19 protein-coding genes, 5 pseudogenes and 1 riboswitch are annotated in these 22823 nt (G+C 41.2%); of the genes and pseudogenes, 3 read left to right on the top strand and 21 right to left on the bottom strand.

The features are described from left to right. Window positions 1–5: 5 nt before the first annotated feature. Window positions 6–1172 carry a methionine adenosyltransferase gene (gene metK / locus CS898_RS06320; protein WP_009431388.1) on the bottom strand — a complete coding sequence of 389 codons (1167 nt, stop codon included), beginning with the start codon at window positions 1170–1172 and terminating at the stop codon, window positions 6–8. A gap of 54 nt (window positions 1173–1226) precedes the next feature. Continuing rightward, a riboswitch (SAM riboswitch) is annotated at window positions 1227–1318 on the bottom strand. 237 nt (window positions 1319–1555) lie between these two features. Between metK and CS898_RS06315 the strand changes: the two genes are divergently transcribed. Then, entirely contained in the window at window positions 1556–2905 is a 1350-nt protein-coding gene (locus tag CS898_RS06315; protein ID WP_099208508.1) for a sodium-dependent transporter, read from the top strand. Between the two features lie 54 nt (window positions 2906–2959). Here the strand turns inward: CS898_RS06315 and CS898_RS06310 are convergent, their stop codons facing one another. The 6 genes and pseudogenes from CS898_RS06310 to CS898_RS10235 all read right to left on the bottom strand — a co-directional run. Next, complete coding sequence (locus CS898_RS06310) at window positions 2960–3706, bottom strand: DNA/RNA non-specific endonuclease (protein ID WP_099208559.1); 747 nt, start codon at window positions 3704–3706, stop codon at window positions 2960–2962. 98 nt (window positions 3707–3804) lie between these two features. Further along, the gene (locus tag CS898_RS06305; protein WP_099208507.1) at window positions 3805–4224 is read right to left on the bottom strand and encodes a histidine kinase; all 420 of its coding nucleotides are present in this window, start codon (window positions 4222–4224) and stop codon (window positions 3805–3807) included. Between the two features lie 9 nt (window positions 4225–4233). Next, window positions 4234–4437: a helix-turn-helix transcriptional regulator gene (locus CS898_RS06300; RefSeq protein ID WP_034440423.1), complete on the bottom strand. Its 204-nt coding sequence runs from the start codon at window positions 4435–4437 to the stop codon at window positions 4234–4236. A gap of 190 nt (window positions 4438–4627) precedes the next feature. Continuing rightward, entirely contained in the window at window positions 4628–4978 is a 351-nt protein-coding gene (locus CS898_RS06295) for a DUF3784 domain-containing protein (protein WP_099208558.1), read from the bottom strand. Between the two features lie 165 nt (window positions 4979–5143). Further along, window positions 5144–5285, bottom strand: a pseudogene (locus CS898_RS06290) (toprim domain-containing protein); the annotation flags it as partial. A 421-nt stretch (window positions 5286–5706) separates the two neighbouring features. Then, window positions 5707–5841, bottom strand: a pseudogene (locus CS898_RS10235) (DUF3847 domain-containing protein); the annotation flags it as partial. 470 nt (window positions 5842–6311) lie between these two features. Here CS898_RS10235 and CS898_RS06280 point away from each other — a divergent pair. Then, window positions 6312–7064 (top strand): annotated as a pseudogene (locus CS898_RS06280) (helix-turn-helix domain-containing protein); the annotation flags it as partial. 259 nt (window positions 7065–7323) lie between these two features. Here the strand turns inward: CS898_RS06280 and CS898_RS06275 are convergent. The 8 genes from CS898_RS06275 to CS898_RS06240 all read right to left on the bottom strand — a co-directional run bounded on the left by CS898_RS06275 (window position 7324) and on the right by CS898_RS06240 (window position 14721). Further along, window positions 7324–7818, bottom strand: coding sequence for a hypothetical protein (locus CS898_RS06275; protein WP_099208506.1), 495 nt, complete (start codon window positions 7816–7818; stop codon window positions 7324–7326). A gap of 480 nt (window positions 7819–8298) precedes the next feature. Next, complete coding sequence (locus tag CS898_RS06270; RefSeq protein ID WP_099208505.1) at window positions 8299–8466, bottom strand: helix-turn-helix domain-containing protein; 168 nt, start codon at window positions 8464–8466, stop codon at window positions 8299–8301. Between the two features lie 292 nt (window positions 8467–8758). Then, window positions 8759–10642 (bottom strand): lysine--tRNA ligase, encoded by a 1884-nt coding sequence (gene lysS, locus CS898_RS06265; RefSeq protein WP_200807619.1) that lies wholly within the window; start codon window positions 10640–10642, stop codon window positions 8759–8761. A 35-nt stretch (window positions 10643–10677) separates the two neighbouring features. After that, on the bottom strand, window positions 10678–11151 hold the full coding sequence (greA, locus tag CS898_RS06260) for a transcription elongation factor GreA (protein ID WP_009430161.1): 474 nt from the start codon (window positions 11149–11151) through the stop codon (window positions 10678–10680). Between the two features lie 77 nt (window positions 11152–11228). Then, window positions 11229–12140: a tRNA dihydrouridine synthase gene (locus CS898_RS06255; RefSeq protein WP_099208503.1), complete on the bottom strand. Its 912-nt coding sequence runs from the start codon at window positions 12138–12140 to the stop codon at window positions 11229–11231. A gap of 43 nt (window positions 12141–12183) precedes the next feature. After that, entirely contained in the window at window positions 12184–12957 is a 774-nt protein-coding gene (locus tag CS898_RS06250; protein WP_099208502.1) for a type III pantothenate kinase, read from the bottom strand. After that, window positions 12958–13734 (bottom strand): ECF transporter S component, encoded by a 777-nt coding sequence (locus CS898_RS06245; protein WP_009430334.1) that lies wholly within the window; start codon window positions 13732–13734, stop codon window positions 12958–12960. It abuts the gene before it with no gap. A gap of 36 nt (window positions 13735–13770) precedes the next feature. After that, a complete protein-coding gene (locus CS898_RS06240; protein WP_200807617.1) occupies window positions 13771–14721 on the bottom strand; it encodes a P1 family peptidase in 951 nt (316 codons plus the stop codon). A gap of 241 nt (window positions 14722–14962) precedes the next feature. On the opposite strand from CS898_RS06240, the gene CS898_RS06235 reads away from it, so the two are divergent. Then, the gene (locus CS898_RS06235; RefSeq protein WP_099208500.1) at window positions 14963–17335 is read left to right on the top strand and encodes a transglycosylase domain-containing protein; all 2373 of its coding nucleotides are present in this window, start codon (window positions 14963–14965) and stop codon (window positions 17333–17335) included. A gap of 85 nt (window positions 17336–17420) precedes the next feature. Here the strand turns inward: CS898_RS06235 and CS898_RS09835 are convergent, their stop codons facing one another. The 6 genes and pseudogenes from CS898_RS09835 to CS898_RS06210 form a co-directional block, all read right to left on the bottom strand. Next, window positions 17421–18848 (bottom strand): S-layer homology domain-containing protein, encoded by a 1428-nt coding sequence (locus tag CS898_RS09835; protein ID WP_159459136.1) that lies wholly within the window; start codon window positions 18846–18848, stop codon window positions 17421–17423. Window positions 18849–19128: 280 nt separating this feature from the next. Continuing rightward, a pseudogene (locus CS898_RS10230) lies at window positions 19129–19269 on the bottom strand (IS200/IS605 family transposase); the annotation flags it as partial. A 6-nt stretch (window positions 19270–19275) separates the two neighbouring features. Then, window positions 19276–19725: pseudogene (tnpA, locus tag CS898_RS06220) on the bottom strand (IS200/IS605 family transposase); the annotation flags it as partial. A gap of 187 nt (window positions 19726–19912) precedes the next feature. Continuing rightward, window positions 19913–20083, bottom strand: coding sequence for a hypothetical protein (locus tag CS898_RS09895; protein ID WP_176605805.1), 171 nt, complete (start codon window positions 20081–20083; stop codon window positions 19913–19915). Between the two features lie 245 nt (window positions 20084–20328). Then, complete coding sequence (gene fni / locus CS898_RS06215) at window positions 20329–21354, bottom strand: type 2 isopentenyl-diphosphate Delta-isomerase (protein WP_099208499.1); 1026 nt, start codon at window positions 21352–21354, stop codon at window positions 20329–20331. Window positions 21355–21573: 219 nt separating this feature from the next. Further along, window positions 21574–22812, bottom strand: a complete 1239-nt coding sequence (locus CS898_RS06210) for an FprA family A-type flavoprotein (protein WP_099208498.1) — start codon at window positions 22810–22812, stop codon at window positions 21574–21576. Window positions 22813–22823 lie beyond the last annotated feature (11 nt).

Raw genomic sequence — 22823 nt, 5'->3', positions numbered from 1 at the left:
TTTCTTTATTTTCTTAACAAGTCCACCTTGTCCAGTCTTTCCCAGGGTAGGTCCAAGTCATTGCGACCAAAGTGACCATAGCTGGCTATTTGTCTGTAGATGGGTCTTAAGAGGTCTAGTTCCTTGATGATGGCTGCAGGTCTTAGGTCAAAGTTTTTATGGACTAGGTCTTCAATTTCTGTATCGGAAATTTTTCCTGTACCGAAAGTTTCCACATAGATGCTCAAGGGTTTTGCCACCCCGATTACATAGGAAAGTCCCACTTCACACTTGTCTGCCAGGCCAGCAGCTACAATGTTTTTAGCCACATAACGAGCGGCATAGGCTGCAGACCGGTCCACCTTGGTCGGGTCTTTTCCTGAAAAGGCTCCACCACCATGGCGGGCATAACCACCATAGGTGTCTACAATAATCTTCCGGCCTGTTAAACCAGCATCAGCCAGGGGGCCTCCTAGAACAAAGCGGCCTGTGGCGTTGATGTAGTATTGGGTATCTTCTGTAATAAAGTCTGCAGGGATAATGGGTTCGATAACGTGTTTTTTAATGTCCCGGCGAATTTCTTCCAAGTCGGCTTCTGGAGCATGTTGGGCTGCCACGACAATATTTTTCACTGCTACGGGCTTGCCATCTTCATATACCAGGGTTACCTGGGTCTTACCATCAGGTCTTAGGTAGTCCAGGGTCTTGTCCTTACGCACATCGGCCAGTCTCTTGGACAACTTGTGGGCCAGGGAAATGGGCATGGGCATGTATTCTTCGGTTTCATTGCAGGCATAGCCAAACATCATACCTTGGTCTCCAGCACCAAAGGCGTCCATGGCATCGATATTGCTTTCCTTGAACCGGTCCACCCCTTGGGCAATGTCATGGGATTGTTCTTCAATAGCCGAGAGCACGGCGCAGTTTTCATAGGAAAATCCTCCGCCACTTTGGTGGTCGTAGCCAATTTCCTTTAGGGTTTGACGGACAACCTTGTCGAATTCTACATAACCTGATGTAGTAATTTCTCCTGTAATTAAAATGAGTCCAGTATTGGCCACAGTTTCACAGGCCACCCGAGCATCTTTATCTTGTTTTAAAATCTCATCTAAAATCGCATCACTAATTTGGTCACAGACCTTGTCTGGATGGCCTTCTGTTACGGATTCTGATGTAAATAACCAGCGTTTCAATTTTTCCTCCTTTGAAATTAAAAAAACCTATTCTAAAAGAATAGGTCCAATTACACCTCATCTTTCAGATTACTCTGTAGGATTTAGCACCAATTCAGGTTGCCGGGTTTCACAGTGCCTAGTCACTCCACCACTCTTAATAAGGTTTCTTATTTATTTATAGTATAGCACGCTTCTACAAGCTTGGCAAGCTTTGGAAGATTTTTTATGAATTTTCCTTTCCAATCTAGTGGAACTTCTCCTATATCCTAGCTTAGGCCTTGTCTTGGAGGCCTTTTAGATTTTCCTTTACTTTTTCTTTGATATATGATATAATTCTAAAAATTTATTTTAATAGCGTCTATTCGGAGGCTATTGTGTCTTATTCTTTGAAAGGAGGACTTATGGAACGAAAAGGCTTTAACAGTAATTTCGGAATGATCATGGCTGCTGTTGGTTCAGCTGTAGGCCTGGGAAATATATGGAGGTTTCCATATATTGTAGGAACAAACGGAGGGGGAGCTTTTCTGCTTGTCTATATCGTCATCTGTCTTGTTATCGGCGTTCCAATCCTCATGAGTGAAATTTTAATTGGCCGCCGGGCGAAAAGTGATAGTGTGGATTCATTTAAAAAGTTGGCCCCGGGCAAAAAATGGTATATCTCAGGGATCATCGCCGTCATTGCCTCATTCTTAATCCTAAGTTTTTATTCTGTTGTGGCTGGCTGGTCCTTGGAGTATATCTTCAAGAGTATAACCAATGAATTCGCGGGAAAAAGTCCAGAAGAAATTTCCAATCTCTTTACCGGCTTTATCTCTTCCCCCATCAAGCCCATTGCATGGACCTTCGTCTTTATGCTTATGACCATGCTGATTGTTCGGTCGGGAATTGATAAGGGAATTGAAAAGGTCTCTAAGATCGCCATCCCTATCTTGCTTTTTATTGTTATTTGTCTGGGAATCCGGGGCCTTACCCTGGAGGGAGGACGAGATGGTCTCCGTTTCTTATTCTATCCAGACTTTTCTAAATTCACCATGGCGGGCTTTTTGGCGGCCCTGGGGCATTCTTTCTTTACCCTGTCCCTGGGTATGGCCATTATGACCACCTACGGGTCCTATGTCAGTGATGACAACAACATCGTCAAGTCTGCTTTTTCCATTGCATTTTTTGACACCTTGATTGCCATCTTGGCCGGGATTGCTATTTTTACCTCGGTCTTTACCTTTAACCTGGACCCCACCCAGGGAGCCGGTCTGGCCTTTGTCACCCTGCCCAATGTCTTTCCAAGAATGCCAGGAGGTTACTTATTTGGCGTGGCCTTTTTTGTCCTACTGGCCCTGGCTGCCCTGACCTCTACTATCTCCCTCTTGGAATCCTCTGTGGCCTTTGGGGTGGATTCCTTGAAGCTTTCTCGGAAAAAGGCTTCGGTTCTTGCCGCTATCGGAATCTTCCTCTTGTCCATCTTAAGCAGTTTGTCCAATGGAGAAAATTCTTCCCTGCAAATTGCTGGTCTTACTTTCTTTGACTTTTTGGACAAGTTGACCTCCAACTACATGCTGACATCTGCCGCCTTTATTGAGATTATTTTCTTGGGCTGGTTCTATGACAAGGAAGCCATTTTTGATGAATTAACCAACCACCATACCCTTGAACAAAAAGCCTTTAAGGCCTACTACTTTACCTTGAAGTACATTGTTCCCCTGGCTATGGTTTTGATTATCCTATCTTCTTTAGGGATTTTACAATCTGCATAAGCAATAAAAGAGACCCTGCATCCTAGGATGCGGGGTCTTTTTTGTCATCAAAATCTATTGGGCTCTATGGTTACGGCCAGTCTTGTAGTCCAGGGCCACTCCCGGCTCCTGGTTGGGGACAAAGGCCCGGAAGGATACCGCCTTGCCTCCATCATCCACGCTAGCAGCCTCCATAATGACGCCCCGGGCCAAGACTTCCTGGTCCTTAAAAACCGGCGTCACCCGGTAGCGAACCTGGCTCCCGGTATCCCGGATATAGGCAGCCACAATATTTTCCAAGGGCAGCATTCCATACTTGTTAAAGGACCGAGTCCCAGTCATGAGGTTGAGCCAGTTGTCATTTTCTCCGGTGAGCTGGTGGGCAATGAGGTGGCAGCGGTTGTAGAGGGCCTGGCCATCTACAAAGTCATACTTCTTTTGCTTCCACCCTGTGGGGTAGACCTTGGAAATATCTCCCCTCTTTTCCCGGGGTCTAGAATCTGGACCAATCAGGGCATTGGCCGGTCCTACCCGGTTTAGGGAATCCAGGGGGCTAAAGGTCTGCCAGTCCTTACCAGGTTTTAGGTCCTCCTGGGAAAAAAGAGGTCCCTGGTCATCCAAGATATAGTAGTCACTGTTTTTAGCCGGTTCATACTTACCTTGACCCAAGCCAACCAGGGCCTGGAGCTTTCGAACACTCTTCTGACTCATCCCCAGGCCTGTCAAGCCATTTAAAAGGGATTCGTTCCCTAGGAATAAACTGGCTAGAACCACCAGGGCCACTAGGAGGAGGCTCCCCCACTTCTTTGTCCTTTTCTTCATCTGTCCATCCTTTACTTCCAAGTTTTGCAAAATTCTCAATCTCTTCTATTATAGGAAAGTCTACCTGGGATTACAAGAATTGCCCGGACCTTGGAGGGCTAGATCCGATTCCAGTCCTTACTTTCTAGCTTTTGCAAATTCTCCTTGTTGTCCCTAAAGATTACTCCCTTGAAAGGAATTTCATAACCTATTTTTTTCCCTATGTGGACCAATTCCAGGATGGCCTTATTGTTTTTAACCTTTAGCTCAAAAGAGCTGATTTCATGCCAAGGCATAAGTAAAAAATCCCTTTTTACAGAATTGCTTATTTCCTCCTCATGGATACCCTTGCTGGAAAAATACAAGATAAAGGTCCTGGTGGAATCCACTGTATAATACAAGCCCCCTGGGACTAGCCACTTGAACAAGTCTGTTTTTACATCATTATGCTTAAAGGCCAGGAGATGGTTGTCTAAGTCTCCAAATTCACTTTTAATTTTTTCGTTGATTTCTTGATTACTGTTGAATAAAAGTCCCATGTCTTCCTCCTATTTAAAAATAAACACTTCTGTCAGGTCCTTGCCTAAAACCTTGGAAATCTTATAGGCCGTTTCCAGGGTTGGGCTAATGGTCTTGTTTTCATAGGCCATAATTGACCGTCTCTTAAGCCCCACTGCCTGGGCCAGCCGATGTTGAGACAGGCCAAGCTCCTTACGAAATTCTGCAATTCTGTTGTCAATTTCTACATCCATTGCATCTCCTTTTTTCGATGGTTACATTTATAGTACATTTTTGGTTACATTTATAGTACATTTTTTCTCCGGACCTGTCAACTTTTTTATTTTTTATAAGGATATAAAAAGAGCGAAAGATTTCTCTCCCGCTCAAAACTTTGTCACCAATATTGTATTCTATTCGTGACAATTGATTTTCTTATCCACTTTATTTTCGCATAGAATAATTAACAACTACAATTCCTAAAATCGTAATGATTCCAAATAAACCCCATGCTCCCATGAGAATATCATTATATAGCTCAATATCCTTAATAAAAAAACTAGACAAAAAGGCAATAAGTAAGGGTAGAATCATTATTAAAAGCATTTTTTTGACTTTGGACAGGTATCCTTTCCTTATGAGCTCTTTCTTTTTTTCTTCTTCCATAGTATTAAATCCTGCTATAATATTTCCATTGGTCTTATCTATCATATATAAAGAAAATAAGCATAAAATAATTGGAATCAATAAAACAACTATTTTAACAATAATATCTTGAGGATCTGCTAAATTCATCTGTGCACCACTCTCTTTCAAAGTCAAATTTTATTTCCATACTATCTAATATTAGTCTTTTCCATTTTTGATATCCCCATATCGTTAATTCTTTTATTTATATTAAAATATTTCTTGGACAAAAAGTCAATATTCAAAACTTGTTCCATTGCCCCCTATTCTATTTTCATCTATCCTATCTGGACTTGGCATTTGAATTAAATGACCTAGACACCAGAAAACAATGTATTCATTCCCCTTCATAATATCTATTTTTTCTTACAATTGTAACTGCTACACTTGGTTTCTCTACTATTACTAATTTCATTCATGACTCTGTAAGTTAAAAAAACGAAAGATTTCTCTCCCGCTCAAAGTATTTCTCCCGAATATTATATTATTTTCGGGAGAATTGGATTTTCTTATTCACTTTATTTGTTTACTTTCCAATATCCGTCTTCAGCACTGCCTATATACTCAATTGTTTTTTCATCTGTGAGAACTTTTAAATCTATTTCAATCGTGCTTACAGATACCAATAATATATGAGACAATTCAATTGTTGTTATGTTTGAATTTTCTTTCATAAGTTTCACTATCTTATTTCGTCTATCTTTTGGTTTTAACTTTTGACCGTCATTTTTACCCTCATTTTGTCCCTCACTTTGAGTGACATTTTGAGTGACATTTTGGGTGTCATAATTTAAATTCTTTAAAATTGTAGTAAATGAAGATTCTGTTGACTTAAACTTTCTTCTTTTTACTATATCTTGTTTTAATATCTTTTGTTCTTGATTTTTTAGTTGCCTTAATCTTTCTTCTGTATCGTCTATTTTATCTTTTATTTCTTTTAACTCTTGTCTTATTTGTTCTAATTTTTTCATACTTATATCCTTTCCTAAAATAAAAAAGACGACTAGATTTTTATTTTTCTAATCGTCTTTTTTCTAAATGTTATACATTTCTATATTACATTTTAGTTTTACGTTTTCTATATATCTTTCCATGTAATCCCAATCTGGAATGTTATAACTTTTTGTTTATCTTTTTTATCATATTTTCCCACAAAGATAAAAGATGTAGGCTATTAGTAGATAAATTCTTCTGCCATTTTTATTTATATTATTAGAGCCCCACTCAATTTTAAAGCCCATTTCAGTGATTTTTTCAAGCCTCTTGTAAATTATCAACCCTACATGATATGTGACTCAATTTTAGCATTTATTTTATCTCCTTATTATATTTTCCAATTTTCTACCTTACCCCTGATTCTCATAAAACTTCTATATAGTCCCTCTTCTTCTATTAAATCTCTGTGTTTTCCTCTTTGAACAATTTCCCCATCGTCCAATACAAGTACATAGTAAGTGCAAACGGTGAAAAATTTAATCCTTATCAAACACTTACTGCAAACTCCTTATGTACTTTTGATTTTGATAATATAAAAGATGACTTTCTGTTTTTATTACACGAGAATTCAAATTATCTTTCTGTTTCTATAGGCTTTAAAAAAGAGCTTTTGGAAAACCACCTATCAGCCATTAATATTGATCCGGAATCATTTTATAGGGCTTTACTTCAAACTAATCAAATAATACTTACAAAGTCTTTAGAAAAAGTGGCAATGGAAATATTAAATTGTAAGATGGATGCTCCAGCCGCTGATTTTTTCTTTAAAGCCAAAGCAAATGAATGGGTAAGTATAGTAATAGATACCTACTTAAATAGGAAAAAATATAAAATTGAATCTGATGATAATAAAGCACTTGAAGATGTAGCCAGATTTTTAGATGATCATTTCGCCATGAATGTAAACCAGGAAACTCTTGAAAAAATATCTACAATGAGCGGGACTAAATTAAAAAATCTATTCAAAGAAAAATATGGTCAAAGCATTACAGAATATACTCAAAGAAAAAGAATGAACGTGGCTGAGACTCTTCTCTTAAATACCAAACTTCCTATAAAGGAAATAGCTCAATCTGTTGGATACGCATCCCATAGCAAATTTTCTATTTATTACAAAAGATACAAAGGGAAACTTCCTAGTGAAGTCCGTAGTTTAGCTTGCGAACATCACAATTTAAATTGTGATTGCTGTGATTAAACTAATTTTTTTATACGCCTTTATCTTATATGAATTTGCATGTATAGATATTTGTATAGGAATGGTTCTTGTCTTGTTTTTAAGATATGCTCACATTCATTAGATTGAAGTTTCTTTCGATTATATTTCACCCTAACCCATCTTCATATAATTGTTCATGGCTTATATCTATTTCTGATAATTGGTTTTTTTAAGCTACAGCCCCTTAAAACAAATAGCCAAGAAGTCGAATTGAACATTATAAGTGATGAATTTCTAGTTAAACCAAAACGGTCAGTAAATATGCCAAAATTAGGCTCACGAAAAAGAAGATTATAATTTTTGCAATCTGACTTTTCCCATTAAAACCAAAATTATCATAACCCTTAGCACCAACCGTCTCTGGGTAAACTTTAGTCGGCAATTTTAACTTGGTAAGCATGAGATAATCAAAAAAGATAATATCAAAAAGCTTATATCCTTCAAATAGTATTAAAAATCTAACAAAGGCTTTCTGAAAAGTTAAACTAAATTTTACTGTATCAACAATTGCCCAGCCTAGAACGGCTGCAATGGCTAGCAATCCAAGTATCATGATAAGTCCGCCGATTATATTGACCCAAATCGGTTTATCTGGCAACTTACTCATCATAACTTTGATATCATCAGGTGCGCCGAAATGCTTCGAGCCAAATTTTGGTATAATAAGTATAAAATTCATCATCATAATTGATGCTGTTAAGCAGATGATTGTTAACATACCAAGTGTTTTCATCAATTTAGTTTACCTCCTCTCTTGAAGTATAAACCATTTCGTAAATGGGAGCAATTTTTCTTAGTTGTGTCAACTAAATTCGTATAAATTTTCTTGCTAGTATTAGTGCTATACTTTTTTACAATTTATATAGTTACTTAAAATCTATAATCACAGATGTCTTCTTGTCAATGTCATTATACACATACAGGTCATGTATTAAGAAGCTTTGTAAATTCTCAAATAAATTACTCACAAAACTTTGGATTCCAATCTAAAAGATATTTACAAAATCATTGACAAGATATAAAAACACCCTATATAAAGATTACAATTCTAAAATTGTAAGTAAGCTATCACAAATTATACATTATTTCAATAAAATTTTAGAAACCCTTATTAAGATTTTCTTTGATCCCTTGTAAATCAAGTGTAAAGAACTATAAGAATTTAAATCTCTTTTTCAAATTCATCTTCAAAACTAATAATATCATTAGGAGTTCAAGATAAAGCCTTACATATTCTTTCTAAATTCTTAAATGTAATTGGTTTATCCTTGCCCATTTGTGCCATAACATTTGTTGTAAGTCCTGCCATGGCTATTACATCTGTTTTCTTTAGTCCTTTTTTTGCTAACTGTATCCATAATGGTTTATAGTTAAGTGCCATAATATCCCTCTTTTTCTCTTTATTAGATTTATTTAATTATATCATAGATATTGATTTCATTTAATCTTGCATTGGTTTAGTGTTTTGTTTTAGAGAATTTGTTGTGTTATTCCGTCCTTATTTTTAGTATAAAAAAAGACGATAGAGTTTTTAATTGCTATCGCCTGGTATTATCTAATATTTATTTTTCTTTAAATTGATTTTATTATATAGCTTAATAATTCTATTAATCCAATTATAAAAATTAAACTGGGATTCATTACAAATCCCAGTTTAATAATTAGCGTGTTCTTTAATATAATTTTGATCCTGCTGGAATATTATCATCCAACATTATTAAGTTAAGTTTTTCTTCTCCGTCGTACTCGCAAATGGCTGATAGGAGCATACCACAGGATTCTTCTCCCATCATCTTGCGAGCTGGTAGGTTTGTAATAGCCAAGAGGTTTTTACCTACCAATTCTTCGGCTGTATAGAAGTTTTTAATGCCGGACAGGATAATCCTGTCTTGGCCGCTACCATCGTCCAGGGTGAACTTCAAGAGTTTCTTGGACTTGGGTACTTCTACACATTCTTTTACCTTGACAACCCTAAAGTCTGATTTTGAGAAGGTGTCAAAGTCCACTTCTTCTTGGAAGAGGGGTTCGATTTGAATCTTAGAAAGGTCCAGGTCCTTGACAGGAGCGGCTTCTTCCTTATCTTCCTTGGGACTTGTGGCCTTGACTTCTGTTTCTCCTTCTAGGGGCTTCATGGTTGGGAAGAGGATAATATCTCGGATGCTGGCTTGGTCTGTTAAGAGCATAATCATCCGGTCTACGCCAATTCCCAGGCCGCCTGTGGGAGGAAGTCCTACTTCTAGGGCATTGATGAAGTCGTAGTCCATGGGATGGGCTTCGTCGTCTCCTTCTTCCTTGTCTTCCAATTGCTTTTCAAAACGTCCCTTTTGGTCAATGGGGTCGTTTAATTCTGAGAAGGCATTGGCAAATTCCCAAGTATTGATAAAGGCTTCAAAGCGTTGGGTAATTTCTGGATGGTCGGGATTTCTCTTGGAAAGAGGAGAAATTTCCACTGGATGACCAATGACAAAGGTTGGTTGAACCAGTTTTTCTTCACAGTATTCTTCAAAGAGTTCACTTAAAACGTGGCCCTTGGTCCAGAAGGCTTCGGGTTTTAATCCCTTTTCCTTGGCCAATTCCAAGGCTTCTTGGTCTGTCTTTACTTGGTCAAAGTCAATACCGGCGTATTCTTTTACGGCATCATGCATGGTGATCCGTCTCCAAGGAGGGGTCAAGTCAATGTCCACACCTTGGTAGTTGATCTTGGCTGTTCCCAATACTTCTTGGGCTACATAGGCAAACATGTTTTCTGTAATCCGCATCATTTCTTCATAATCAGTATAGGCTTGGTAGAGTTCAATATTAGTAAACTCTGGATTGTGACGGGTGTCGATACCTTCGTTTCGGAACATCTTACCCATTTCATAGACCTTGTCAAAACCACCGACAATGAGGCGTTTTAAGAAAAGTTCGTTGGCAATCCGCATTTGCATGTCAATATCCAAGGCATTGTGGTGGGTTAAGAAGGGACGGGCATTGGCTCCACCAGCCACGGTTCCCAGGATGGGGGTGTCCACTTCCAAATAGCCCAGGTCATCTAAAAAGCGGCGGATGGCCTTGATAATCTTGGACCGTTTAATGAAAATTTCCTTGTTTTCAGGATTTACAATGAGGTCCACATAGCGTTGACGGTAGCGGAGGTCTGTATCCTTGAGGCCGTGGAACTTTTCAGGTAAAATTTGTAGACTCTTACTTAAGAGGACGGCTTGAGTCACCCGGATGGAAACTTCTCCGGCCTTGGTGGTAAAGACTTCCCCCTTGATACCGACAATATCTCCAATGTCCCAGGTCTTTACATCTTCATAGTCCTCTCCCAGGACGTCTTTTCGGGCGAAAAGTTGGATTTTGCCCTTCATGTCTTGAAGGTCTAAGAACATAATCTTTCCATGTCCCCGTTTACTCATGACCCGTCCTGCCACAGAGACTTTCTTGCCTTCATAGTCTGAGTAATTGTCTTTGATGTCTGTGGAATACTCTTTTACATCGTATTTTTCATGAACAAAGGGGTTCTTTCCTGCGTCTTGAAGTTCTTGTAACTTTTGACGCCGCATGAGTCGCATTTCATTTAAATTTTCCACTTTTCTACCTCCTGGCCTTAGAGTGAAATTTCAACCACTTCGTAGTGAATCACTCCATCTGGTACTTCAACTTCTGCTACATCGCCAATTTTGCAGCCAATTAAGGCTGCCCCTACAGGGCTTTCATTGGAAATTTTTCCTTCCAAGGGGTCGGCTTCGGCTGAACCTACAATATCAAAGATATCTTCTTCGCCGGATTTTTTATCCTTGACCTTGACATGGGTTCCAACGCCAACAGTGTCCTTGTCGATTTCATCTTCTTCAACAACCCGGGCATTTCTAACCATGTTTTCCAACTTGGCAATTCTTTCTTCTACATGGGCTTGTTCATTTTTAGCCTCATCGTATTCTGAGTTTTCTGATAGGTCTCCGTAACCCAAGGCAACACGAATTCTTTCTGCCACTTCTTTACGGCGAACTGTTTTTAAATATTCAATTTCTTTTTCAATCTTATCTAACCCTTCTGGGGTAAAAAATATGTCCTTATCCATTCTTCTCTCCTAACCTAAGCAAGACTCTTCTCTTGCTTTAATAATGTGAATTATTATAGCTAATAAAGGGGAAAATGTCAAGATTGCATCCTGTCTTCCTGGTATTTTACTAGGATTTCTTTTACTTCCTCCCTTGTCTTGGCCTGGACCAGGGCCAGCTTGACCTCCTTGCAAGACTCCAAGCCCTTCATATAGGCCAAAAGGTGCTTGCGCATTTCCAAAATCCCCTGCCTTTGTCCATAATAGGCCAAAGCCTTGTCCAGGTGGTCCATCATGACCTGGATTCTTTCCTCTAGGCTGGGTTGGATGCCCTGGAAGATCCAGGGGTTGCCAATGGCTCCTCGGCCAATATAGACTCCAGCCAGGTCCTTGGAGGCCAGCCGGTCCTGGGCCTCTTGGATGGTAAAAATATCCCCATTTCCATAGACGGGAATCTTTACATTCTTGGCCAGCCTATGGATGAAGTCCCAGTCACTTTTTCCCTCATAGTACATGTCCCGAGTTCGGCCGTGGATAACCAGGTAGTCCGCCCCGGCTTCCTGGGCCCTCAGGGCCAGGTCCATGCCCAATTCGTCGTCATGAAAGCCCTTACGGGTCTTGACCCCCACCGGACGGTTGGCGGCTTCCTTGACCCTTTGGATGATTTCCTGGGCCCGGTCTTGGTCCAGCAAGAGGCCAGATCCAGACCGGGACTTGACAATCTTAGGAGCCGGACAGCCCATGTTGATTTCAAAGGCCACAAAACCCGGCAGGTGGTTTAAATATTCCCTGACGCAGGTCTCCATGATCTGGGGGTCATCTCCAAAAATTTGTAAAATTGTATTTTTTTCCTGAGGAGGGGTCAGCATCTTTAGGGTTTTTTTGTCCTTGTAGTAGAGGGCCCGCATACTGACCATTTCCGTCACCATCCCCTTGGGCTGGAAGCGGTCTACAATGGACCGGTAGCAGGGGTCTGTATAGCCAGCCAGGGGTGCTAAGTATAAGTTCATGGTATCCTTTCTAAAAAACCTCCCGCTTAGCGGGAGGCTCTTGTTAATGGTTCATGTCATAGACAATGCGTAAACCATCCAGGGTTAGATAGCGATCAATAAGGATGTCATACTTACTATGACTTACCAACATGGTGGCAAAGCCTCCTGTTGCAACAATATTTACGTCTTGGGCCTTTTTTTGAGATTCTTCTAGGATGGCTTCAATGATTCCATCTATCATACTTGAAAATCCAAAATAGAGACCTGACTGCATACTGGTCACCGTAGTCCTGGCAATAACCTTGGAGGGTTCTACAATTTCAATCTTTGGCAGCTTGGATGTCCGCATAAAGAGGGCGTCGGCACTGATGCCGATTCCCGGCAGGATTAGACCCCCCAGGTATTGGCGTTTTTCATTGATGACGCAAAAAGTAATGGCGGTTCCAATGTCAATGACAATCAAAGGGCCGCCGTATTTTTCTAGGGCTCCCACTGCATTGACAATCCGGTCTGCCCCTACCTCCTTAGGGTTGTCATAACAGATGTTTAAACCTGTTTTAATCCCGGCCTCCACAACGATAGGATCCTTATGGAAGTACTTTACAATCATATTGGGCAGGGTGTGCATGAGGTTGGGGACAACAGAGGAAATAATGACATCGTCAATCATTTCCGGTGTAATTTCCCGGTTGGCTAAAATTTGTTGGAAAAGTAGGCCATATTCGTCACTACTTTTATTTTTGTCACTGGAGATCCGCCAGTCGTGGATCAGTTCCTCTTCCTTGTAGACACCAAAAACGATATTGGTATTTCCTACATCAATCACTAATAACATTTAGTTTTTAATCCTTTCTCTTACAGCATTGGCCACGGCAGCTGTAATGATGACTGCGATAATTGCTTCTGGCACCCCACTGGTAAAGATAAAGGAAAAAATAACCTTCCGGGCCATATCTAGGGATGCATCTGGCTTAAGGGCTGCTAGGAATCTTTCTGCAAAGAAGATGTAGATTCCTCCCATAACCATGATGGTATGCATAATGGTGGCGACAAAGGCACTGACCATTACAGCAAAGTTCTTTTCATCGTATTTCTTTAGATAGAAGAATAAAACAAGACTCACAATGGATAGGATTCCATTAAAGATGGCTGAATAAACTTTTACTTCTGGTACTAAAGACCGGTAAAGGCCGTAGAGTAAAAAGGCAATAATTGCAACCCATCCCACTTGAACCACTGTTTTGGTGGTGTGAGAGTCTTTATCTTTTAAAAATTTAAATAAATAACCAGCAATAAGTCCAAGAAGTATCCTGGGTACAATGGAAATTAAGGGATTGTAAAAGCAAAAGCTAATGGCTGTTGGTCTAGTAATGGCATTAAACAAACTAGATAGACCAAAGATTAGACCAACTAGGGCTCCTACCAGGGGTCCTTCTAGCACGGCTCCAATAATAACTGGGATGTGCATGGTTGTTGCATTTAAGGGTCCAATAGGGACAAATCCCAGGGGGGTTAGGCCTAAAACAAAGGTGATGGCCCCTAACATGGCTACAATCACAAGGCGCCGAGTCGCGCTTTTTTGATTGGCTGGTGATTTTTTTTCTTGATTCATTTTTACCTCCGATCCAGCTCTATTTCTAGATGCCGGTCATTCTAGGGACTCCCTTCCGGGTAGTCCACCGCAATTATGGACAGCTACACTGTTGTAAATGGCTTGGGAGATGACATCTGTTGCCATGGCTCCCACCAAGGAGACGTCTGCCTCCACTTGACCTGTAGCTAGACAGAAAATGGTATCCCCATCATTTGTAGTATGGGTTGGAAAAATACTTCTTGCATAGCCATTGTGGGCCATGCCAGCGATTTTTTGACATTGGGCCTTGCTAAACTTGCCATTGGTGGCCAAGCAGGCAATGGTGGTGTTGCCGCCGATGAAATTTTGCCCCTCTTGGTTAAAAAGGGCCTGACGGGTGTCAATAAAAGACTTCTTTTCCCGGTCATAGGCTCCGGCAATTTTTTCATTGTTTCTGGCATCGTAGATGTCCCCAAAGGCATTGGTTATGACAAGGGCTCCCACAACCAGGTCTCCTACCTTCATGGAAGCTGTTCCCAAACCGCTTTTCATGGCATAGTCCAGGCCCTTGTATTTTCCCACGCTGGCACCTAGACCGGCACCAACCAGGCCTTGGGCTGTTTCTTCCTTGGCATTGACCACGGCTTGGTAGCCTTCCTTGGCGCCCGGACGAATCTTTGGGTCGCCAGTTGTCAAGTCAAAAATTACAGCCCCAGCCACAATGGGCACTTGGGCTACGACAACATCCAGACCAATCCCCTTTTCTTCCAGGGCCTTCATAATTCCATCTCCCACGGCAAGACCATAGGCTGATCCACCAGATAGGAAGATGGCGTTGACTCCTTGTACCGTATTTTCCGGTTTTAAAAGGTCCGTTTCCCGGGTTCCCGGGGCAGCCCCTCTGACATCAACACCGGCTACTGTTCCTTCCGGGGGAAGGATGACTGTAACCCCTGTTAGGCCTTCTTTGATTTCACTGTGACCTACCTTGATTCCTGGAACATCTGTGATTGATCCTTTAAACATGTCTTTGACTCCTTTTCTATCTTTTGCTATTATAGCATACTTCTTTTTCATTACAAGATTTAAATCTAAATTTTAACAAAATATCCAGCTTATTTTATCTATATCCAGGAGATTCATTCCTAAACAGGGAGAAAAAATTTTTAAGACTTTTCTAATTTTCATAAAATCTCACCAAATCAAGGAATCCATGCTATAATAGAAGTAATATTCTAGATAAACACACCATGAAAGGAAGGTTTCTATGAGTCAAAGATCTCGCTCAAGGTCTAAATCCCACAAAGGATTTGGATTCCTAGGCGTTTTAAAGGTATTAATTTTATTAGTCTGTATCCTCCTGGTTAGTCTAGGTGGGATCCTGGCAACCTATACCATTTCAACCCTTAAAGATTCCCCGGACATCGATCCCAAGAATTATCGAAAAGTCCTCTCCGAAACCAGTGGAGTTTACGATAAGGACGACCAGCTTGTGGAGAGACTTGTCCAAAATGAATACTTAGAATTCGTTCCCCTGTCCCAAATTCCCGAGTCCATGCAAAAGGCTGCTGTGGCCATTGAAGACGAACGTTTTTATAAGCACTCCGGTGTGGACTTCCGCCGGGTTGTTTCAGCTCTTATTCACGATATAAAGACCCGGTCCTTGGACCAAGGGGCTTCAACCATTTCCATGCAGTTGGCAAAAAACCTCTATACCAGCCACGACAAGACCTTTGGTCGGAAGTTAAAGGATATTTACAATGCCTACCGCTTGGAAAACGAGCTTTCTAAGCCTGAAATTTTAGAGGGATACTTAAATTCAGCCTCTTATTCTAAGGGAACTGTAGGGGTCCAAGCTGCCGCCAAGACCTTTTTTAACAAGGATGTTTCTGAATTGAGCCTGGCTGAATCGGCCCTGATTGCTGGTGTTACCCAGTATCCTACCAAGTACACTCCCTTTACTGTGGAAGCCATTAGTCCAGAAGATGACTTGTCCACTATTGAATTGAGCTTGACCCCCCAAAAAGAACCCCACGATGTTACAGAAGACGAAGCAAGATGGGCCAAGTATTTTTATGAAAATGAAAAGATTGACGTCTACGATTACTCACAAATCCTCTCTGGCAAATACACCATGGGCAAGGCCGTTTTTAACCCCAAGTCCAAGGAAAGACAGGAAGTTGTCCTTTACAAGATGAAGCAATTGGGCTACATCTCTCCCCAAGAGTACGACCAAGCCATGGGCCAACCCATTGAAATTGCTCTGGGAACCCGTAAGACCAAGGGACTTTCTTCCTACTATGTAGATGCTGTCAAGGACGAAGTTTTAGAAATCTTAAAGGCCCAAGGCCATAGCAATGAAGAAGCAAATGACCTCCTCTACAACGGAGGACTCCACATTGCCACATCCCTGGACCTAGACATGCAAAATAAACTCCAAAACGTGGTTAGTAAGGACCGTTACTTTGCTGGTAACCACACCGACAAGCATGGTCTCCCCCAACCCCAAGTTGGGTCGGTTATCTTGGACCAATCCACCGGTCAAGTCCGGGCCCTTATTGGTGGCCGGGGCATTGCCGGAAACAATATCCTAAACCGGGCCAAAAACCCCCGGCAACCGGGATCTTCCATCAAGCCTATTTCTGTCTATATGACAGCTTTAAACAACGGAATTACCGCAGGGGACGCCTATAACGACTCTCCCATTTCTAAGAGTCGGAGGACCCCCTATGCTCCTAAAAACTCCACCGGTTACCAAGGTTGGACCACCGTTCGAAAGCTTGTTGTGAACTCTTCCAACGTAGGTTCCTACCTGGTAGGACGCAGCATCGGTCAAAATGACGATGACTCCTGGCAAAAGATTGTAGATAATTTACAAAATATTGGAATTACTAGCCTGGTCCTTTCAGACAAGGATCCAAAATACAACGACTTTAACCCCTCTGCCCTCTGTCTGGGTGGAATGAAATATGGGATTAGCCCCCTTGAAATGGCCGGCGGTTTTTCTGCCATTGCCAACCAGGGTCAATATATCAAACCTACCTTTGTAGATTCCATCACTAGCAGTATTGGTGAAAAACTCTACGAAGCCGACCGGACTCCCAAGGAGGTCATGAGTAAGCAAAATGCCTATATCTTGACCAATATCTTGGAAGATGTCGTCCGTCGAGGTACAGGTACCTATGCCAACCTGCCTGGTTTCCATGAAGCTGGAAAAACGGGTACCACCAACCGAAAACGGGACTCCTGGTTTGTGGGCTACACCCCCTACTATACCTGCAGTGTTTGGATTGGAAACGACGACAACACCCCTCTTCGGGACTATTCTAGAATGGCTGCCCGACTATGGAGGGCCATTATGACTGATGTCCACCAAGGTCTGGAGGACAAGGAATTTGAAAAACCCGATGGCCTCTACCGCAAGTATATTTCCGGTGCCGGCTATACAGAAATTTTTGTGGAAGGAACATCTCCCAAAAATACCAACAAACTCTATCGTCCAAAACCAAAAGATGAGGATGAAGACAAGGATAAAAAAGAAGACCGGAAAAAACGATCTGATAACAATAACAACAACGACAAGAACTCCAGAAAATCCTCGAAAAAGTCCAGGTCTCAAAGAGACAATAACAACAATTAAAAGACAAAAGGCAAGACGCAAGTCTTGCCTTTTTTATGAGAAAAGCCCGGAAGGTCCGGGCTTTCTTTTATGAATTTATTTTTATTTATTTGAAGCTGTTGGCTGCCAAGACGACTTGCACATAGGCCCAGTAGCCTTCCTTGACATCCTTAAAGGTCTTCAGGTCCTTGGCCTCTTTTAGGAGGTCTTTTTGGTCCTTAATCCGACCATCATAGTGGTTGAGGATGGTTACAGCTTCTGCCCTTTGGATTTGACCATTGGGTTTAAAGCTGCCATCGGGATAGCCTACAATGTGGCCATTGCCATAGGCTTGGTTGATGGCTTCTTCAAATTCATGACCCTTGATGTCGGCAAAGGGGGCCTTTTTGTCTGACTTCTTGTCAATTCCTGCCAGAGCCCGGGCAAATTCTCCCCGGGTAATGGGGTCGTTGGGACGGAAATTGCCATCCTTGTCTGCCAGCATCAGGTCTTTTTTCACCATGGCATGGATGGCTGCATTGTACCAGGCGCTGGGGGTGTCCTTAAAGTTGGCCTTGGATTGGTCTGTCAGGTCCAAACCGGCCAGGTGGGCAATCATGGATGCCGCTTCAGCCCGGCTAATTTTTCCTTCCGGACGGAAACTTTGGTCCTCATAGCCATAGATGTATTTTTCATACTTGGCCTTTTCCGCCTTTTGGTCAGATTTTTCCAGACTGGCAAAGACCAGGTCCCCATTTTCAAAATAGGTCTTGTCGGCCAATTTTACCATGACAATGGGCTTGATAAACTTGCAGGCTTCTGGAAGCTTGTGGATGGTAATTTCATAGCCTTGGTCCACAGCCTTGACACTATAGTCCCCAAGAGGAAGCTCTTGCTTCTTGTACTTGGGTGTAGAGGAAGATAGGGCGTCTATCTTTTGATCCTTGTAGTCTTGGTCCTTGACATAGTTGAGCTTCAAGAAGACCTTGTCGCTTTCTCCCATCTTCTTGGCCTCTTTCAAGTTGGTTTTGATCCAGATCTTATTGTCCTTTAAGGCGGTATACTTCTTTTTATTATGGGGGTTTTCTTGGTCCCTGTCTCCTAAAACTTCAAAGTCCACCAGGGCCTTGTGGGTAAAGTCCCTGAAAAGACCGGATTTTTTCCCGTCGACATTCTTAAAGGGAATTTTTTCCATTTCTTCCAACTTGGCCTGGTCTATCTTATCATCAGCCAAGAGGTCCTTGGCCCTTTGGATTGCTGCTTTGACTTGGCCCTTGACCTGGTCATTTTCATAGTGGATGGCCGGGTTGTCCAAAACGGCAGGGTCCAGGGTATCCATGTATTTTTTCAAGGCCTCCTTGGCCTCCTTGACCCGGTGGTCAAAGGACTCCTTGTCTTCCTTGACCTCTGTCATCTTTGCTAACTCCGTCTTGGAACTTGCATAGGCCTGGCTCGGAACAAGACCTGCCACCAGGGTCAACCCTAAAAGACAAGAAACAAAACCGATGGATAATTTCCGCATCCCATACTTGGGCATTTGAGCATCTTTTTTCACTTCTACTCTCCTCCTTGGATTAAATATACTTGGACCCGGTCCAAATCTGGGTCCCAGCTTAAATCATTTATATTATAACATTTTGACATAGGCTCTCAATATCTTGAATTACTCTATATTTTTTGAAAAATTTCTCCAATCATAACCACCCGTCAAACGGGTGGTTTGATCACGGGCTATAAGCCCGAGTAATACCAACCAGCGTCTCAAGGCGCTGGTTTTCACTTTGTTCAAACCTTATTGTTTTTGCCTCTTTAGCTAGCCCTGAAAGGGCTTTACTTCATCTTCTTTTGAATGGATCTTCGTATTCTTTTACACTTAATTTATCCATTGCTATGTCGTGTTGCTCTTGCTCTCTTATATACTTTGCTATTGTTTGTTCATTCAATCCTACCGTACTTACATAATATCCCTCTGCCNATCTTCTTTTGAATGGATCTTCGTATTCTTTTACACTTAATTTATCCATTGCTATGTCGTGTTGCTCTTGATCTCTTATATACTTTGCTATTGTTTGTTCATTCAATCCTACCGTACTTACATAATATCCCTCTGCCCAAAAATGTCTGTTTCCAAATTTGTATTTTAGGTTTGCATGCTTGTCAAACATCATTAGTGCACTTTTTCCTTTCAAGTATCCCATGAAACTTGACACTGATATTTTTGGGGGAATACTAACTAACATATGCACATGATCTGGCATTAAATGTCCTTCTATTATTTCTACTCCTTTGTATTTGCATAATGTCCTAAATATTTCTCCCAAACTGTCTCGGTATTGATTAAATACTATTTTTCGTCTATACTTTGGTGTAAAGACAATATGATATTTACACATCCACTTTGTGTGTGATAATGAATTTGCCTTTTGAGCCATTTAAGTCACCTCTTCATTATTTTAGGTCTGAACAACTCTATTATAATGCTGAGGTGATTTTTTGGTATAACCTTTTGTTTCCTACCCGCATAGCGGGTAGTTTTTTGTTTCGCACGCGTTGCGTGCTCAACTGACTAAAGTCATCAATAAAAAAAGAGGCCTCTCAAGAGGCCCCTTTCAAGCAATCTTATTTGCGAACCATTGGTTTGCCGCAGCAAGTGAAGTCACAGCATTGTTCTTGGTTGTCTTGACATGGTTCGTCATGGTCGCAATCACATTCGCTGATTACTTGGATTTCAAAACTACAGTCTTGGCATTTGTAAATTTCGCCTTTTTTCATACTTCCACAAGATAACATTGTACATCCTCCTTAGATAAATTAGTTAACATTCATATGAGTTATTGCTCATCTTTCATCTACTATTATACCCACCCCCCCTATGTGGTGTCAAGGGTTTTTTGAAAATTTTTTTATTTATTTTTCTTTTTAAAATGTCTATTTTTCAATCTTTCTCTCTTGTCTTGAAAAAGCAAACAAAAATTTTGAAAATAAAAAATAAAGATGACCTGGGCCACCTTTATCCTTTTCTTATCTTATCCAATTTATTGCTGGCCCTCATAGAGGTCCTTAAGGTCTCCCTTTATCCTATAGGACAGTTTGTGGATGTCTTGGACTTGTCTACAATTGGTCAGCATCATAAGAATCTTCATCTTATGGATCAATTGGTCCAAAAATTCATGGGCGTAGTCATAGCCCCCATGGATCAAGTAGTTCAAAAGCTCTCCAGACATGGCACAGATATCTGCCCCCATGGCCATGGCCTTGAGGCAGTCTTCAGCTCCTCGAATTCCCCCTGATCCCACCAGGGTCAGGTCATCCTTTTTCATGTCTCTAGCCCAAAGTAAGCAAAGGGCCGTAGGGTTGCCCCAGTTAAAGAGTTCTGAAAAGTCCTCTTCAGGGTACCTTAAATTCTCCACTTCGAAAAAGTTCGTGCCTCCAAAACCTGCCAGGTCTATGGTCCGGACCCCCAAGTCATAGAGGTCTTGGATGACCCTAGAGTTCATTCCAAAGCCCACTTCCTTGACAATAACGGGAATATCCAAGCCTTGGACGATTTCCTTGATGTTTTTTCGTATGGATTTAAAGTCCCGGTCCCCTTCTTCCATAATCAACTCTTGACCAGGATTTAGGTGGATTTGTAGGGCATCTGCCTGGATCATGTCTGCAGCTCTTTTAGCTTCTTCCAAGCCCAAAAGACCGTTGATGTTAGCAAAAATCAAGCCTTGGGGCCCAATAATTTCCCGAACCACAGCAAAGCTTTCAATGGCATCGTCATCTTCAAGAGCAATGGTTTGAGAGCCAACAGCCATGGGAATATTAAAATCCTTGGCCAGTTGAGCCAGGTTCTTGTTGATGGTTTCAGCAAAGTCTGTGCCCCCAGTAATGGCATTGATCATCAAGGGAAAATCTATTTCTTTCCCCATAAAGTTCATCTTTGTATCAATGTCATCATAGGCAAAGTCAGGCATGGAATCGTGTTCTATAAAAACATCTTTAAATAAAGGATTCCCCTGGTATGTTGCCCTTAGATAATTTTCTATATGTTCTTGTTTCCGATACTTACGCATTTAGTTTCCCTTTCTTTTTACTTAAACTTATCATAGCACAAGAAAAACTTTCCAACAAGAAGGCTTGACCTTTTCTGATAAATCAAGTTTATTTTAACCTATCTTATTTTATAGGATAAGCCGTTAGATGAAAAGGCCCTATAAAAAATTAATCCTTTCTCCTAGCAAACTTCTTTTGGGCATAAAAATAGCCCACCTGAGGTGGGCTATCTTGCTTTTTTATTCAGCAGATTTTTCCTTAATTTCTCTGATTTTTTTCATAGATTCAATAATGGAATCTGCTAGGGCATTCATGTCATTTTCGTTTGCTTCGTTTAAGGAAGTGTTTAGGGTTACACGTTCATTTAAAACGTCAAACATTCTAAGGTTTTCATCCATATAGTCTTCCATCTTGTCACCTACTGTACATGCCCAAGATCCATTTTCGATAAGGGCAACAGTTCTATTTTGAACATTTAGGGCTTCAAGGTCAACTAGGAAGTTCTTCATCTTTGGATAGATTCCCAAGTTGTAGGTTACAGAAGCCAAGACTAGGTGAGAAAGTCTAAAGGTTTCAGAAATTAATTGAGAAACATCTGTATTGGATACATCATAGACAACAACATTGGTCATACCACGTTCGCAAAGAGCGGAAGCAAGAGCTTGGGCTGCATATTCAGTGTTTCCATACATGGAGGCATAGGCAATCATAACCCCTTCTTCTTCAGGTTCGTAGGTTGCCCAGTGGATATACTTGTCGATGAACCAAGCAATATCCGTTCTCCAAACAGGTCCGTGAAGTGGACAAATCATCTTAATGTCCACAGTAGATGCTTTTTTAAGAACATCTTCAACAAAGGGACCATACTTACCAACAATGTTGGTGTAGTATCTACGAGCATCATCCAACCAGTCTCTTTCAAAGTTGACTTCGTCGTTAAAGAGTTTTCCATCTAGGGCTCCGAAACTACCAAAGGCATCTGCAGAGAAGAGAGTTCCTGTAGTGGTGTCATAGCTTAAGATAACTTCTGGCCAGTGAACCATGGGTGCTTCTAGGAACAAGAATTCGTGTTTACCAAAGGAGATGGTGTCCCCTTCTTTTACGATAATGCTTTGTTCATCCTTTACATGGTAGCCAATTTGGCGCATGATTTGGAAGCCTTGTTCACTGGAAACAATTTTTACATTGGGGTAACGTAAAACAATTTCGTCAATGGCTCCTGCATGGTCTGGTTCCATATGGTGGATAACCATGTAGTCTAATTCACGACCATCTAGAACTTCTTCAACATTGCGAAGGTATTCTTTGGCAATAGACCAGTCTACAGAGTCGAATAAAACAGTTTTTTCATCTAGCAAAAGGTAGGAGTTGTAGCTAACCCCTCTTGGAATTGGAAAGATATTTTCAAAAAGCGCTAGACGGTGGTCATTTCCACCAACATAATATAGGTCATCTTGTACCTTGCGTACGCAATACATACTCTTCCTCC

The sequence above is a fragment of the Urinicoccus timonensis genome, assembly GCF_900232945.1.
GTDB lineage: Bacteria > Bacillota > Clostridia > Tissierellales > Peptoniphilaceae > Urinicoccus > Urinicoccus timonensis.
Note: the sequence above shows the minus strand (reverse complement) of the source record. Positions and strands in the feature narration are given on the sequence as shown.